Annotated in this window: 13 protein-coding genes; all 13 read left to right on the top strand. The window is 63.9% G+C overall.

What is annotated here, in order from left to right:
* The first annotated feature begins 78 nt into the window (after positions 1–78).
* The 13 genes from BLLJ_RS06355 to BLLJ_RS06295 all read left to right on the top strand — a co-directional run bounded on the left by BLLJ_RS06355 (position 79) and on the right by BLLJ_RS06295 (position 15,040).
* Positions 79–918, top strand: a complete 840-nt coding sequence (locus BLLJ_RS06355; RefSeq protein ID WP_007052597.1) for a ParA family protein — start codon at positions 79–81, stop codon at positions 916–918.
* A gap of 18 nt (positions 919–936) precedes the next feature.
* A complete protein-coding gene (locus BLLJ_RS06350) occupies positions 937–1,851 on the top strand; it encodes a segregation and condensation protein A (protein ID WP_007052598.1) in 915 nt (304 codons plus the stop codon).
* A gap of 12 nt (positions 1,852–1,863) precedes the next feature.
* Positions 1,864–2,580 carry an SMC-Scp complex subunit ScpB gene (scpB, locus tag BLLJ_RS06345; RefSeq protein ID WP_007055260.1) on the top strand — a complete coding sequence of 239 codons (717 nt, stop codon included), beginning with the start codon at positions 1,864–1,866 and terminating at the stop codon, positions 2,578–2,580.
* Between the two features lie 131 nt (positions 2,581–2,711).
* Positions 2,712–3,539: an NUDIX hydrolase gene (locus BLLJ_RS06340; RefSeq protein WP_013582809.1), complete on the top strand. Its 828-nt coding sequence runs from the start codon at positions 2,712–2,714 to the stop codon at positions 3,537–3,539.
* 59 nt (positions 3,540–3,598) lie between these two features.
* Positions 3,599–4,879 carry a quinolinate synthase NadA gene (gene nadA, locus BLLJ_RS06335; protein WP_007052601.1) on the top strand — a complete coding sequence of 427 codons (1,281 nt, stop codon included), beginning with the start codon at positions 3,599–3,601 and terminating at the stop codon, positions 4,877–4,879.
* A gap of 91 nt (positions 4,880–4,970) precedes the next feature.
* On the top strand, positions 4,971–6,602 hold the full coding sequence (gene nadB, locus BLLJ_RS06330) for an L-aspartate oxidase (protein ID WP_007054450.1): 1,632 nt from the start codon (positions 4,971–4,973) through the stop codon (positions 6,600–6,602).
* 3 nt (positions 6,603–6,605) lie between these two features.
* Positions 6,606–7,499 carry a carboxylating nicotinate-nucleotide diphosphorylase gene (nadC, locus tag BLLJ_RS06325; RefSeq protein ID WP_007052603.1) on the top strand — a complete coding sequence of 298 codons (894 nt, stop codon included), beginning with the start codon at positions 6,606–6,608 and terminating at the stop codon, positions 7,497–7,499.
* Positions 7,500–7,501: 2 nt separating this feature from the next.
* Positions 7,502–8,749 carry a cysteine desulfurase family protein gene (locus BLLJ_RS06320; protein WP_007054451.1) on the top strand — a complete coding sequence of 416 codons (1,248 nt, stop codon included), beginning with the start codon at positions 7,502–7,504 and terminating at the stop codon, positions 8,747–8,749.
* Positions 8,750–8,780: 31 nt separating this feature from the next.
* Complete coding sequence (locus BLLJ_RS06315) at positions 8,781–10,130, top strand: MFS transporter (RefSeq protein ID WP_007052605.1); 1,350 nt, start codon at positions 8,781–8,783, stop codon at positions 10,128–10,130.
* Between the two features lie 314 nt (positions 10,131–10,444).
* Entirely contained in the window at positions 10,445–12,376 is a 1,932-nt protein-coding gene (typA, locus tag BLLJ_RS06310; protein ID WP_007052606.1) for a translational GTPase TypA, read from the top strand.
* Between the two features lie 99 nt (positions 12,377–12,475).
* Positions 12,476–12,922, top strand: coding sequence for an alcohol dehydrogenase (locus BLLJ_RS06305; protein ID WP_007052607.1), 447 nt, complete (start codon positions 12,476–12,478; stop codon positions 12,920–12,922).
* A gap of 79 nt (positions 12,923–13,001) precedes the next feature.
* On the top strand, positions 13,002–13,979 hold the full coding sequence (locus tag BLLJ_RS06300; protein WP_008783121.1) for a prephenate dehydratase: 978 nt from the start codon (positions 13,002–13,004) through the stop codon (positions 13,977–13,979).
* Positions 13,973–15,040 carry a prephenate dehydrogenase gene (locus BLLJ_RS06295; protein ID WP_013582808.1) on the top strand — a complete coding sequence of 356 codons (1,068 nt, stop codon included), beginning with the start codon at positions 13,973–13,975 and terminating at the stop codon, positions 15,038–15,040. Before BLLJ_RS06300 ends, BLLJ_RS06295 begins: the two co-directional genes overlap by 7 nt.
* The last annotated feature ends 80 nt before the right edge of the window (positions 15,041–15,120 follow it).

Here is a 15,120-nt window from a genome sequence, read left to right as displayed (position 1 = left end):
CGTCAAGGAACGCTGCCTATGACAGGAACGTATGTCGTTGCACCCCCAGCGAACCCGGATGTTGATAAGGTAGACAGTATGCCTACCGATTTGCTTGGACGTGAATACGAAACCTTCCCCGCACCCGAACCGCTGCAACAGCACGGTCCGGCGCGTGTCATTGCCATGTGCAACCAGAAGGGTGGCGTAGGTAAGACCACCAGCTCCATCAATATTGCCGGTGCGTTGGCCCAGTATGGCCGCCGCGTGCTTATCGTCGATTTCGATCCGCAGGGTGCCGCCACTGTGGGACTGGGCGTCAACGCGAATACCGTGGAGAACACGATTTACACCGCGCTGTTCGATATTTCCGTGGACCCACATGATGTGGTGCAGCACACCGCATTCGAGAACATCGATGTGATTCCGGCGAACATCGATTTGTCCGCCGCCGAGGTCCAGCTGGTCACCGAAGTGGGCCGAGAGCAGATCCTGAACAGCGTGCTGCGCAAGCTCAAGTCGGAATACGATCTCATCATCGTCGACTGCCAGCCATCGCTCGGCCTGCTCACCGTGAACGCGCTTGCCGCAGCTGATGGCGTGATCATTCCCGTGGCCGCCGAATTCTTCGCCTTGCGCGGTGTGGCCCTGCTTATGCAGTCCATCGAAAAAGTGCAGTCCCGCATCAATCCCGCATTGGAAGTGGATGGCGTGCTCATCACCATGTACACCAAGACACTGCACTGCGAAGAGGTCTGCCAGCGCGTTTACGAGGCGTTCAGCGAAAAGGTGTTCCACACGTTCATCTCCCGCTCCATCAAACTGCCCGATTCCACGGTTGCCGCCGCGCCCGTGGTGGTCTATGCCCCTGAGCACAAGACATCAAAGGAATACCGTGAGGTGGCACGTGAGCTCATTGCTCGCGGCATCGTGGCGTAACGATTGTTTCGATAAACGATGAATGAGACTTCCCTTTCTCGGCTCCCCTCTCTGAGGGAAGCTGGCTCGCGTAGCGAGGCTGAGGGGAGCTCCGCGGAAGCCGAAATCAGCACGGAGGAATCCGCCACTTCCGGCTTCCGGGTCAACCTCGAAGTCTATTCCGGTCCGTTTGATGCCTTGCTCGGCATGATCGCCAACAACAGACTCGAGCTGACCGAAGTTTCCCTCTCCTCGATCACCGAGGAATTCCTGACATACGTGCGCGGGCTCGATTTCACAAAAAACATGGATGAGGCCAGCGCCTTTCTCGATATCGCCTCTATTCTGGTCGAGGCCAAAAGCGTGGCGATTCTGCCCGGCGGCGAAGACAGCCAGCACGACGAGCAGAGCCTCGAAGTGCTGCGCGAACGCGATTTGCTGTTCGCCCGACTCCTCCAATACCGCGCCTACAAGCAGGCCGCAGGTGACTTCCGGGCGCGTATCGCCGCCAACTCCGGCCGATTCCCGCACCCGGCGGCCATGGACGAGGGCGTTGCCGCCATGCTGCCTGAGCTGGTATGGACGCTGACTCCGCTCGAACTCGCCCGACTGACCGCCCAGGTCATCGCCAACGCGCCCGCCTCCGAAGTGTCGATCCATCAGCTGCACGTGCCGTTGGTCGATCTGCGGGCCCAATCGCTGGTGGTGCGCGACCGGCTGATCGCGGCATTGGAATCCAAGGGCGACCAGTCGATATCGTTCAGCGAATTGACCCGGGACTGCACTTCTCGTATTGAGGTGGTGGCTCGGTTCATGGCCGTGCTCGTGTTCTTCAAACAAGGTGTGCTGCAGTATCAGCAAGATGGTCCGTTTGCCGAACTGCACCTGAGGTGGGTACCCGGCGTAGCCGAAACGATGAGCGACGTGAACATTTCCGAAGGTGATTTTGCGTAAGGACGGCGATTGGTGACTGAACAGATTGACGCAACGAATACAACCGAACACATGGCGGATGCCGAATCGACGGCTGAATCCGCAAAGGCCGCGGTGAGGGGAGTGGAGGAGACGCACCCCGAATACGTGGATTTCGCGGTAGACGATTTTCCCGGCGGGCTGCCCGCCTGTCTGGAAGCGATTCTGATGGTCGCCGACCAGCCGCAGACCGCCACCGAGCTGGCCCGTATTTTGGCATTGGATCGCAACACAGTCGAAGAGGCATTGCGAGCCCTGCACGATGACTATGAGGGCGATGAATCCCGTGACATCCGCCCGCGCGGCTTCGAACTGCGCCGCACCGCTCGTGGCTGGCAGTTCGCCAGTCGCGCCGCGTTCGAGCCGGTCGTCTCATCATTCGTCACCGACGGCCAGACTGCGAGACTCAGTCAGGCCGCACTGGAGGCGCTTGCCATCGTGGCCTATCGCCAACCCGTCACCCGAGCCCAAGTGGCCGCGATCCGCGGTGTCAACTCCGATGGAGTGATTCGCTCGCTCACGGTACGCGGCCTTATCAAGGAAGACGGCGTGGACCCCGAATCCCGCGCGGCCCTCTTGGTCACCTCCGAATTCTTCCTCGACCAAATGGGTCTGAAGAGTCTCGACGAACTACCCTCCCTAGCGCCATTCCTCCCGTCCGTCGCCGAAATGACACAGTCGAAATCGGAAGATACGGACGTGATTTCGTAGCGATTGGGGCCCGCTGCCTGACCAATATTCGTGCGCTAGACCATCCGATATGTGATTTATGGTCATTGTGACTATAAGTAGTGCTATGCTCTCAATGCAGGGAGAACAACCGGTATGGAAAGAGGCATGGCATGGGATTCGGCAATGTGTCCGAGCGCCGCAGCGCACCGCCACAGGTCGGCGTGTCAGTGGTGATTCTGGCACTCGGCCCGGAAGGCGATACCGGCAACAGTGCCGCCGATTCCGGCAACGCCGCGAACTCGGCCCATTCCTGTCTCTGGTTGCCCCTGGTCAAGCGCGTCCGTCAGCCGTTCCTGGGCTGCTGGGCGTTGCCCGGCGGTGACCTGCGCTCCGACCGGTCGTTGGAACAGTCTGCCTACGCGGCCCTCGAATCGACCACAGACCTGCACCCGCGATACCTCGAACAGCTGTACACCTTTGGAGGCCCGACCCGGTCCCATGGCGGATTGCCCATGGTATCCGTCGTGTACTGGGCGCTCGTCGGCCAGACCGAGGCCGCGGGCTTCGAGGACGGTGACAACGTACGATGGTTCCCCGAAGACGAACTGCCCGAGCTGGCGTTCGACCATCGCCAGATCATCGACTACGCGCTGCTCCGCCTGCGCTCCAAAATCGAATACTCCGACGTGGCCACCCGACTGCTCGGCCCCACGTTCACCCTGCGCCAACTGCACGGCGTCTATGAGGCGATTGGCGGCGAACCCCTCGACTTGGCGAACTTCCGCCGCAAAATGCTTGCCTCGGGCGACCTTGAAGACACCGGGGAGAAGATGCGCGAAGGCCGCCAACGACCGGCCACCGTCTACCGCTACATCCCCAAACGACCTGTCGAGAACGGTACGCCCCACGAATCCGATGGTGACGACATCGTGGAACTGTCCAGACAAGGCGAGCGTGAAGACGCTCTCGACGCGCTGATCCCATCCGCGCGCATCTGATTTTTCCCGCCGACCCGCTTCGGGCCGGTATCACAGACGTATATAGGAAAGGAACCACTATGACCGCACTATTCACTGCGCCGTCCGTTGACGAGATCATCGCCAAGCTGGGCGCGCAAAGCACCTGCGATGCAGGACTGACCCAGGACCCATGGCACTTCGACACCACCACACCCAGCTACGGTCCCGGTGCCTCGATGCTCGACCGTCTGCCCGCCAACGCGCCGCGCCAGCAGGTGTTGCCGGACGAATACCGCAAGGCCTCCGACGAGGAACTGCAGCAGCGCATCTCCGACGCCAAGCAGCGTCTCGGCTCCAAACTGTTGATTCTGGGCCACTTCTACCAGCGTGACGAGATCATCAAGCACGCCGATTTCGTGGGCGACTCCTTCCAGCTGGCCAAGAACGCCACCGAACGCCCGGACGCCGACCACATCGTGTTCTGCGGCGTGCACTTCATGGCCGAAACCGCCGACATCCTCTCCACGCCCGAACAGAGCGTGACCCTGCCCAACCTGTCCGCCGGCTGCTCGATGGCCGACATGGCCAACATCGACCAGGTCCAGGAATGCTGGGACCAGCTCGGCGAGATCTGCGGCACCCAGCCGGACTCCGATGGCTTGCAGCAGATCATTCCGGTCACCTACATGAACTCATCCGCCGCGCTGAAGGCGTTCTGCGGACGCAACGGCGGCATCGTATGCACCTCTTCCAATGCGCACGCCGTGCTGGAATGGGCGTTCGCCCGCGGCAAGCGCGTGCTGTTCTTCCCGGACCAGCATCTGGGCCGCAATACCGCCCGCGCGATGGGCATTCCGCTGAGCGAGATGCCGCTGTGGGATCCGTTCAAGGCACAGGGCGGCGCCGCCGATCCGGCCGATTACGCCCGCGCCAAGATGATTCTGTGGAAGGGCTTCTGCTCCGTGCACCAGCGTTTCACCGTCGAACAGGTCGAACGTGCCCGCAAGGCATACCCGGGCGTCAAGGTGATCGTGCACCCCGAGTGCTCGATGCAGGTGGTCGATGCCGCCGACGGTACTGGCTCCACCGCGTACATCGTCAAGGAGATCGCCAACGCGCCCGCCGGATCCGCCATTGCTGTGGGCACCGAAATCAACCTGGTGAACCGTCTGGCCGCGCAGTACCCGGACAAGACCGTGTTCTGCTTGGACCCCGTGGTCTGCCCCTGCTCCACGATGTACCGCATCCACCCGGCCTACCTGGCTTGGGCTTTGGAGAACCTCGAAGCCGGCAACGTGGTCAATCGCATCACCGTGGACGAAGACACCGCCCGCGAAGCCAAGGTGGCACTGGAGCGCATGCTGCGCGTTCACCCGTGATCCATCCCTGACGCCCCTCGTACATGAGGGGAGCTGTCCGCGTAGCGGACTGAAGGGAGCAGATGACGCAAAAACAGAGGAAAGCAACACAATGAGCAACACTGAAATCGTCGTCGTGGGCGCCGGCGTCGCCGGACTGTCCGCGGCACTGGCCGTGGCCGGCACCGGACACGACGTGACCTTGGTAACCAAGGCCGAACTGGTGGAATCAAACACCTATCATGCGCAGGGCGGCATCGCTGCAGCCATCTTCTCCGACGACGACCCGAAGCTGCATGCCGCCGACACCATGGCCGCGGGCCACGGCCTGTGCGACCCGAAGGCCGTGGACATCCTCACCCGTGAGGGTGCGGAGCGCGTCCGCGAGTTCGCCGCGGCCGGCGTCCACTTCGACCGCGACGCGCATGGACACATGCTGCGCGGCCTGGAAGCGGCTCATTCGCGCGCCCGCGTGGTGCATGCCGGGGGAGACGCCACCGGCAAAGTGTTTGAACTGGACGTCTCCGCCATGGTGCGCAAGAACCCGCGCATCCACATCATCGAGAACGCCTTCCTCAAAGATCTCATCGTGCGGGGCGGCCACATCGCCGGCGTCCACCTGCTGATCGACGGGCAGGACAAGGATCTGGCCGCCGACCGGGTGATCTTGGCCGCCGGTGGAGCAGGCCGTATGTACCCGTACACCACCAATCCGCCGGTCGCCACCGCGGACGGCCTCGCCGTCGCATGGCGTGCCGGTGCCCAGGTCGCCGATCTGGAGTTCTACCAGTTCCATCCCACCGCCATGGCCGTGGGCGAGCACTTCCTCGTCTCCGAAGCCGTGCGCGGCGAAGGTGCGGTGCTGCTGGATGAGCATGGCCACAGGTATATGAAGGACATCGATCCGCGCGCCGAACTCGCGCCGCGTGACGTCGTGGCCCGCGAGAACTTCCGCGTGATGCAGGCGCAAGGCGGCAAGCCCGTGATGCTCGACGTCTCGCCGATGGCCCGCGAGAACCCCGACCTGGCCAGCTTCCTGGCCCACCGATTCCCGACCATCGACGCCTATACGCGTTCGCTTGGCTTCGACTGGAGCAAGGAGCCGATTCCGGTGGCGCCCGCCGCGCACTACTACATGGGAGGCATTCGCACCGATCTGAACGCCCGGACCTCCATTCCCGGCCTGTATGCGGCCGGCGAATGCGCTCGTACCGGTGTCATGGGCTCCAACCGTCTTGCCTCCAACTCGCTGCTCGAGGGGCTCGTCTACGGACGCCGCGCCGGTCTGGCCGCCGTCGCGGACGGTGACGACGCGGTCTGGGCACCCGAACCGTTCCTGAACTCCGCCACCGGTGCCGTGTTCGACCATGCGCCGATCGCGCTGGCCGCCCCTGCCGCTACGGCTGCTGCTGACGATACCGCCGCCGACAAGGTGTGGAATCGTACCCGCATCCAGAACACCATGTGGCATGGCGTCGGCGTGCTGCGCGACGAGGCCGGACTGAAAACCGCCATCGCCGAACTCGGCCAAGGCCTCGCCGCCGCAAACGCCCAGGCTGATGTAAACGCCGATGGTGCTGCAAGCAGCGTTGAGGCTTTGGAGAACCGCAACATGCTCACCGTAGGCTATGTGGCCGCCACCGCCGCGCTCGCCCGCACCGAGTCGAGAGGCGCCCACGCCCGCACCGACCACAGCGAGCCAGTCGACAACTGGGCCCACTCCGTCGCCTACATCAAGGACTGACCCATGCTCACATCACACATCATCCGCGTCGCCGTCGAAGCGGCGCTCGCCGAAGACGCGCCCTACGGCGACATCACCTGCGAGACCACCATCCCCGCGGACGAAACCGGCTCGGCCCACCTCACCGCGCGCGAAAACGGCGTGATGAGCGGCATCGACGTGTTCGCCGCAGCCTTCGCCGCACAGAACCCGGCCGTCACCGTCACCGCCGCCATCAAGGACGGCGAGCGATTCCAGCGCGGCCAGATACTCGCCACCGTGAAAGGCCCGGTACGCGACCTGCTCACCGCCGAGCGCATCGCCCTCAACTTCACTCAGCGCATGAGCGGCATCGCCACCATGACCGCCGCCTTCGTGGACGCGGTGAACGCCATCTACGGCGATGATTATGACGGACCCGTCACCCGGCCGCGCCGCTACGAGCGCACCCGCATCGTCGATACGCGCAAAACCACGCCCGGCCTGCGCCCGTTCGAGAAATACGCCGTGGTCTGCGGCGGCGGCCACAACCATCGTTACGGACTGTCCGACGCGGTCATGATGAAGGACAACCATCTGGCGGCGCTCGCCGCGCGCGGCATCGACCTGGCCGGCGCGATCCGCCACGTGCGCGAACAGGTGGGCCACACCACGCATATCGAAGTGGAAGTCGACCGCCTTGACCAGATTCCCGCCGTGCTCGCCGGCGGAGCGGACACCATCATGCTGGACAATTTCTCGCTCGACGACACCCGTCGCGGCGTGGAGCTCATCGACGGTAAGGCCATCGTGGAAGCCAGCGGCAACATGAGCCTGGAGCGAGTGCCAGCCGTGGCCGTCACCGGCGTGGACGTGATCTCCGTGGGCGCGCTCACCCACTCTGTGCGCAGCATCGACCTCGGATTGGATTGGAACTAGTCATGGCCGATACCCCCAACGCATCCGGTGAACCCGGCGAACTGTACCTGGACGCCGCCGCCACCGAATCAGTGAGCCCGGCAGTCATCGAGGCCATGACCCCGTTCCTGACTGAGGCCTACGCCAATCCGGCCAGCGTGCACCAGCCCGGCAAAACCGCGGCCCGCGCGCTGGACGCGGCTCGCGCATCATTTGCCGCGGCATTGGGCGCCCGGCCGGATGACGTGATCTTCACCTCAGGCGGCACCGAATCGGACAATCTGGCCATCAAAGGCATCGCCATGGCGCGCATGCGCAAACTGGGCTTGCGGCCGGTCTGCGGATTCGCCGAAGCCGATGGCAAACAGCCGGCAAATTGTCGCCCGCGCATTATCATTTCCGCTATCGAGCACCCGGCCGTGGCCCAATCGGCGGCATGGCTGCACGAATGGTTCGGTTTCGAAGTCGTGCGCATTCCCGTGGATGCGCAAGCACATCTCGATCTCGACGCACTTGAACGCGAGCTCGACGGCGAGGCCAGTGAACGTACCACGATGGTCTCCACCATGCTGGCCAACAACGAGGTCGGCACCGTGGAACCCGTGGAGGAACTGGTCCGCATCGCCCACGCGCACGGCGTGCCCATCCATGTAGACGCCGTACAGGCCGCCGGGCAGATTCCGATTCGTTTTCGTGACTGGGATGTGGACGCCCTGTCCGTATCCGGACACAAATTCGGCACCCCCAAAGGTCTGGGAGCGCTGCTGGTACGCGGCCGCACACCCATCGAACCGGTGCTGTCCGGAGGCGGGCAGGAACGCGGCCTGCGCTCTGGCACGCAGAACGTGGCCGGTGCCGTGGCGCTCGCCATCGGACTCAACGAATCGAATGCGCGCATGCAGGCGCAGTACCGTGAGTTGGTCGCGTCCCGAGACATGCTCATCGACGCGGTTCGCCGGGTCGCGCCTCGCGCCGACCTGACCGGCGACCCCGAACGCCGTCTGCCCGGTCACGCCTCCTTCATCTTCCCCGGCGTCACCGGGGAAGCGCTGCTCGTCGACCTGGACGCGCGCGGCATCGCTGCCTCATCCGGCTCGGCCTGCGCCATCGGGCGCCACGAGATTCCTGCCACGTTGCTGGCGATGGGCCTCGAACCGTCCATCGCCAAATCGGCATTACGCATGACCTTCCGCAAGCCGCTGACCCGCGAACAAGTCGAACGCATCAGCTTGGCCATCGAAGAGTCCTACACCGACCTGACCCGCCATTAAATCTGACGCCACTTACCAGAAAGGAAACGACGTGAGCACCACCACTTCAGCGCAACCCGCGCAGCTCACCCGCAACGAGCGCCTCGACCGGCTGCCCTTCAACAAGGCGCACCGCAAACTCCTCGTCGCCTCCGGCATCGGCTGGGCATTCGACGCCATGGACGTCGGCCTCGTCTCCTTCGTAGTCGCCGCCATCGCCGCCGACCCGCACTTCAACCTCACCCCGACCGAAAAGTCATGGGTGCTGTCCATCGGCTTCGTCGGCATGGCCATCGGCGCGGCAGTGGGCGGCTTCATCGCCGACCGCGTGGGCCGCAAAACCGTGTTCACCGCCACACTGATTATCTTCGGCATCGCCAACGGTGCCATGGCCCTATCTTGGTCACTCGGCATGCTGCTCGGCGCCCGACTGATCATCGGACTGGGCTTGGGAGCGGAACTGCCGGTCGCCTCCACGCTGGTCTCCGAGTTTTCGCCGACCAAACAGCGCGGCCGCATGACTGTGCTGCTGGAATCGTTCTGGGCCGTCGGCTGGATCGTCGCCGCCATGATCGGCTACTTCGTGATCCCGAACACCGGCGACTGGGGCTGGCGCTGGGCGCTGGCCATCGGCGCGCTGCCACTGCTCTACGCAATCGTCACCCGCGTGCACATCCCAGAATCCGTGCGATTCCTCGAAGCCAAGGGTCGCGAAGACGAAGCCGAAAAGGCCGTGCGCTACTTCGAGGAAGCCGGGGGAGTAGCCCCGGTAACCTCTCCCAAGGGCAAGCCGCTGCCGAAGATCAAGACGCGCGAACTGTTCGGCTCCAAGTACCTGGCCCGCACCATCGCCATCTGGGCCACGTGGTTCTTCGTGAACTTCTCCTACTACGGCGCGTTCACATGGATGCCGTCGCTGCTCGCCGACCAGTTCGGCTCCCTGACCAAGTCATTCGGCTACACGCTCGCCATCTCCATCGCCCAGCTGCCCGGTTACTTCCTAGCCGCCTGGCTGGTGGAGGTCTGGGGCCGCCGCAAGACGCTGAGCATCTTCCTGGCCGTCTCCGCCGTGGCCGCCTTCGCGTTCTCGCAGGCCGGATCTGTGGCCCTCGTGCTCGTGTTCGGCATGCTGCTGTCCGCCTCCAACCTCGGTGCGTGGGGCGTGCTGTACGCCGTGACCCCGGAAATCTACCCGACCCGCCTGCGTGGCGCGGCCGCCGGTGCCGCCGCAGCGGTGGGCCGCATCGCCGCCATCATCGCGCCGCTCCTCATGCCGTGGTTCCTGACCCTGTCCGGCGGCAACAAGGCCGTGGCCTTCATCATCTTCGCCGCCGCCTTCATCATCGCCTGCGTCGCCGCCCTCTGCCTGCCCGAACGCAAAGGCCTCGATCTCGAAGACTGACGGAAGTCGATGACGGGAGAACAGATATTTGCCTGATTACCGGCAGAACCCCCGCGTCCCGGCGAAAGGGACGCGGGGGTTCTGCCGTTTGAAGGCCGTAAAAACGGCAGAAATCCCGCGAGGGGTTCGTCGAGACGCGGGAGTTCTGCCGTTGTGAGGTGCTTTTCTATGTTCCGACATAGTCAAGGTGTGCGAGTACCATCGTGACGGTTTGTGTGTAGGTATGAATAAACACCTCAGAGTAAGTACTTAAGTACTCGAGAACGCAAGTACCGAACGATTACGCAAAAGAATCAGTATTAAGAGAGGTTTCGATGGCGGTTCGTGGAGATATCCGTAATGTGGCGATTGTGGCTCACGTCGATCACGGCAAGACCACCCTGGTCAATGCCATGCTTCAGCAGTCGCACGTGTTTTCCGAGCGTGAGGAAGTGCCGGATCGTGTAATGGATTCCAACGATCTGGAACGCGAGAAGGGCATCACCATCCTCGCCAAGAACACGGCCGTGGAATACACCGGTCCGCTGGCCGCCAAGTACGGCCACCCGGAGGGCATCACCCTCAACATCATCGACACCCCCGGCCACGCCGATTTCGGCGGCGAGGTCGAGCGCGGCATCTCCATGGTTGACGGCGTCGTGCTGCTCGTGGACGCCTCCGAAGGCCCGCTGCCGCAGACCCGCTTCGTGCTGCGCAAGGCCCTCGAAGCCAAGCTGCCGGTCATCCTGTGCGTGAACAAGGTCGACCGCCCCGACGCCCGTATCGAAGAGGTCGTCGGCGAAACCTCCGACCTGCTGCTCGGCCTGGCCGACGACGTGCAGCACGAGGGCATCGACCTGGACCTTGACCAGCTGCTTGAAATGCCGGTCATCTACTGCGCCGCCAAGGCCGGCTACGCCTCCGTGAACCAGCCCGCCGACGGTGGCCTGCCGGACAACGACAACCTCGAGCCGCTGTTCGAAACCATCATCTCCACCATCCCGGCCCCCGAATACGAGGAGGGCGCCCCGCTGCAGGCTCACGTGGCCAACATCGACTCCTCCGACTTCCTCGGCCGACTCGGTCTGGTCCGTATCTACAACGGCACCCTTGAGAAGGGCAAGACCTACGGCCTGTCCCGTGTGGACGGCTCCCTCGAGAACTTCCGCGTCTCCGAACTGCTGCGCACCCAGGGCCTCGAGCGTATCCCGGTCGAATCCGCAGGCCCCGGCGACATCGTGGCCGTTGCCGGCGTTAACGACATCATGATCGGCGAGACCATCGTCGACCCCAACGACCCGAAGCCGCTGCCGCTCATCCATGTGGACGATCCGGCCATCTCCATGACCTTCGGCACCAACGACTCCCCGCTGGCCGGCACCGAGGGCAAGGACCACAAGCTCACCGCCCGCATGATCAAGGACCGTCTGGACCGCGAGCTCATCGGTAACGTGTCCATCAAGGTGCTGCCCACCGACCGTCCCGACGCTTGGGAAGTCCAGGGCCGTGGCGAGCTGGCGCTGGCCGTGCTTGCCGAGCAGATGCGCCGCGAAGGCTACGAGCTGACCGTCGGCCGTCCGCAGGTGGTCACCAAGAAGATCGACGGCGTGATCAACGAGCCGATGGAAAACACCACCATCGACGTGCCGGAAGAGTACATGGGTACCGTCACCCAGCTCATGGCCGACCGTAAGGGCCGTATGGATGGCATGACCAACCACGGCTCCGGCTGGGTCCGTCTGCAGTTCACCGTGCCGTCCCGTGGTCTGATCGGCTTCCGCACCGCGCTGCTTTCCGCCACTCGTGGCACCGGCATCTCCTCCTCCATCTCTGCCGGCTACGCGCCGTGGGCTGGCGCCATCACCATTCGCCAGAACGGTTCCATGGTTTCCGATCGCAAGGGTATCGCCACCCCGTACGCCATGCAGCGTCTGCAGGCCCGTGGCAACTTCTTCGTCGAACCGCAGTCCCCGGTGTATGAAGGCCAGGTCGTGGGTGTGAACAACAAGCCCGACGAGCTGGACGTGAACATCACGCTGGCCAAGCACATGACCAACATGCGTTCCTCCACCGCTGACGTGCTCGAAACCCTGACCCCGCCGATCAAGATGAGCCTTGAGGAGTCCCTGGACTTCGCCAACGAGGACGAGTGCGTGGAAGTCACCCCGGAGTCCATCCGCGTGCGCAAGATCATCCTCGGCCGTGAGGACTGGTACAAGTGGCGCGCCAAGCAGCGCCGCCAGAACGCCGCCCAGCAGGGTAAGTGATTTGGTGCGGCTGTAGCCGACCATTCTCTCTAGCTCCCCTCTCTGAGGGGAGCTAAGTTTATTCCTCACCAAGTCATATCCCCACCTATACTGAAACGCATGACTGTGAAGAGCACTACTGAATTGCGTCCGTGGTCGTATCGCCAGAACGCGCTGGTCAAATCGTTGATCACGATTGCGGCGGGCGTGGCTTCCGCCTTTGTGGGCACGTTCGCCCACCGTATGGGTGCGGAACTGAATATTCCGTATGGTCTGGTGCTGGCGTTTCTGCTGATCGGCCTATCGACATGGTGCGCCCGTTCGCGCATGGGCGCGGTCGGACTGGCCCTGCACCTCATCGCCTCCTCACTGACCGCATGGGGCATGGCGCTGACCACCACATCCGGCAAAGCGCTCATCGTCGCCGGATTCCAAGGCGACATGCCGTTCTTCTCCCAACATGCCGGCTACATCTGGCTGTACGGCCTGATACTGGTCCAAGTCGTCCTGCTCATTCTTCCCGCCCGCTGGTTCGTCATTCCCACTCATTCTGAATCGCGCGCGTAACTATATATGGCGATACATTCCCGGGAATGCGTCGCGTATCGGCGGGCGTAGGGGATTACGGCCGCTACCATAGAACTTTATGGCACGCATGAAACTGTTTTACTTGGGCCCGGAGGGCACCTTCACCCATCAGGCGGCAATGACGGCCGCCGACCAGTTCGCCACACTCGGCGACTTCGACCTCATCGCTCTGCCCGACGTGCCCGCGATCATGCAGGCCGTACAGTCGCGCCAAGGCTGGGGCGTCATCGCATGGGAAAACAACGTCGAAGGCTATGTGGTCCCGAATCTCGACGCGCTGATCGACGCCCCCAACGCGGCCGGCTTCGCCCGGATCAGTGTGGACGTGGCCTTCAACGCCTTCACCGTGCGCGGCCACAGCATCTACGACTGCACCGGCAACCCCGTCAGCGCCCACCCGCACGGTCTGGCCCAATGCACCCGGTTCATCGCCGAACACCATTTGCAGCCCGAACCCGCATCCTCCAACGCCGCCGCCTGCCGCGACCTGAAGCCCGGCCGCGTGGCGCTCGGCCCCAGCATCTGCGGCGAACTCTACGATCTCGACACCCTCGCCGAACATGTGCAGGATTTCGATGGCGCGCACACCGAATTCCTTGTCATCGCCCCGCGTGATGTGGTCCAGGAACTCAACGCCCGCGCCCACAGCAATGACGCCGGCGACTTCGAAACCATCATCACCTTCATCCCGCTGGTCACCGGCCCCGGCGTACTCGCCGACCTGCTGGACGTCCTGCGCGATGCGGGACTGAACATGACCAGCTTCATCTCGCGCCCGATCAAAGGCCACGACGGAACCTACAGCTTCATCGCCACCCTTGACGCCGCCCCCTGGGAGCCGAGATTCCGCACCGCACTGGAAGAGATCGCCGGACACGGCGACTGGGCAAAAACCCTGGCCGTCTACCCACGCCGCGAACGCCCGAACCCGCCGGTCGACGCCTGGATGCTGCCCGAGGGCGGCGTCCACATCACCAATCGCGCGCCGGAAGGCTGGCAGTACACCGAGGAAGCAAGGAAGGAACTGCTGTGGTAGATACAGTCGGAATCGTCGGACTCGGATTGATCGGCGGCTCGCTCGCACGCCGCCTGACCGAGCGCGGCGTGCGCGTCGTCGCGTGGAACCATCGCCCGCACCCCTACGCCCAGGCCGAAGCCGATGGCATTTTCTGCAAGAGCACGCTCTCCGAACTCATGGATGCCGAGCCGGATGTGGTCGTGCTGTGCAATCCGCTCAAGGCGATGCCCGCAATCCTCGCCGCCCTGGCCCCGCTCATGGGCGACCATCCGAACACCACGCTCACCGACGTGGGCTCGGTCAAGGGCATGGTCCGCGATCAGGTCAAGGCTGCCGGGCTGGGGAAGTGCTACGTCGGCGCCCATCCGATGGCCGGCAACGAACTGTCCGGCTGGCAGGCCGCCGACCCGCATCTGTACGACGGTGCCCTATGGGCCATCACCGTGGACGAGTCCACGGACTACCGCCGCTTCCTCGACGTCGCCGCGATGATCACCAAGGACGTCGGCAACCGCGTCATCGTCGTGGACGACGAAACGCATGACAAGGCCGCAGCGATGATCTCCCACATGCCGCATGTGGTGTCCACCGCGCTGATCAACGAACTGGTCGCCAACCCGGACCGCAACATCGCCGCCGCGCTGGCCGCCGGCTGCTGGAGGGACATGACCCGCGTGTCCCTGACCGACCCGGACCGCACGCGCGCGATGGTCGAGGAAGACTCGCTGAACGTCGAAGCGCTGCTGCGCCGCATGGCGGCACGTCTGACCGATATGGCCGACCAACTGCACGCTGGTGCCGCCGGCGAGCAGGATGTGATGGGATTCTTCGCCGAAGGCGACCCCTTCCGCCGGTACAAGGCCGCCGTGACACATGCCGGCATCACCGCTGCACAAGACGGTACGGCCACCGCTGCGCCGCAAGCCGGCACAACTGCCGCCGGATTCCCGGAACGCGAGCTCGTCGTCCCCGAAGCCGGCTGGCAGCAGACCCTGCTGTTCTCCGCACGCCGAGGAGAAGCCATCACCGGCTTCGTCCATCCACGTCAGGCCATCATCCAACTGCGCCCCGCCATGTAACTGCGTACCGCCATGTAGGCCCGTGCGCAGGTTCCCCTCGCCGCCTGTCACGAAGAAGGCCGCGCGAGGGGGATGAAGTT

It is taken from the genome of Bifidobacterium longum subsp. longum JCM 1217, assembly GCF_000196555.1.
Lineage (GTDB): Bacteria > Actinomycetota > Actinomycetes > Actinomycetales > Bifidobacteriaceae > Bifidobacterium > Bifidobacterium longum.
The sequence above is the reverse complement of the archived record's forward strand: the minus strand, read 5'-3'. Positions and strand labels throughout refer to the sequence as shown.

What these genes read in the sequence shown, in the direction of transcription:
- nadA (WP_007052601.1), top strand. Translation starts at nt 3,599, where the DNA reads ATGACCGCACTATTCACTGCGCCGTCCGTTGACGAGATCATCGCCAAG.
- nadB (WP_007054450.1), top strand. Translation starts at nt 4,971, where the DNA reads ATGAGCAACACTGAAATCGTCGTCGTGGGCGCCGGCGTCGCCGGACTG.
- BLLJ_RS06355 (WP_007052597.1), top strand. Translation starts at nt 79, where the DNA reads ATGCCTACCGATTTGCTTGGACGTGAATACGAAACCTTCCCCGCACCC.
- BLLJ_RS06320 (WP_007054451.1), top strand. Translation starts at nt 7,502, where the DNA reads ATGGCCGATACCCCCAACGCATCCGGTGAACCCGGCGAACTGTACCTG.
- BLLJ_RS06305 (WP_007052607.1), top strand. Translation starts at nt 12,476, where the DNA reads ATGACTGTGAAGAGCACTACTGAATTGCGTCCGTGGTCGTATCGCCAG.
- typA (WP_007052606.1), top strand. Translation starts at nt 10,445, where the DNA reads ATGGCGGTTCGTGGAGATATCCGTAATGTGGCGATTGTGGCTCACGTC.
- BLLJ_RS06350 (WP_007052598.1), top strand. Translation starts at nt 937, where the DNA reads ATGAATGAGACTTCCCTTTCTCGGCTCCCCTCTCTGAGGGAAGCTGGC.
- BLLJ_RS06340 (WP_013582809.1), top strand. Translation starts at nt 2,712, where the DNA reads ATGGGATTCGGCAATGTGTCCGAGCGCCGCAGCGCACCGCCACAGGTC.
- BLLJ_RS06300 (WP_008783121.1), top strand. Translation starts at nt 13,002, where the DNA reads ATGGCACGCATGAAACTGTTTTACTTGGGCCCGGAGGGCACCTTCACC.
- nadC (WP_007052603.1), top strand. Translation starts at nt 6,606, where the DNA reads ATGCTCACATCACACATCATCCGCGTCGCCGTCGAAGCGGCGCTCGCC.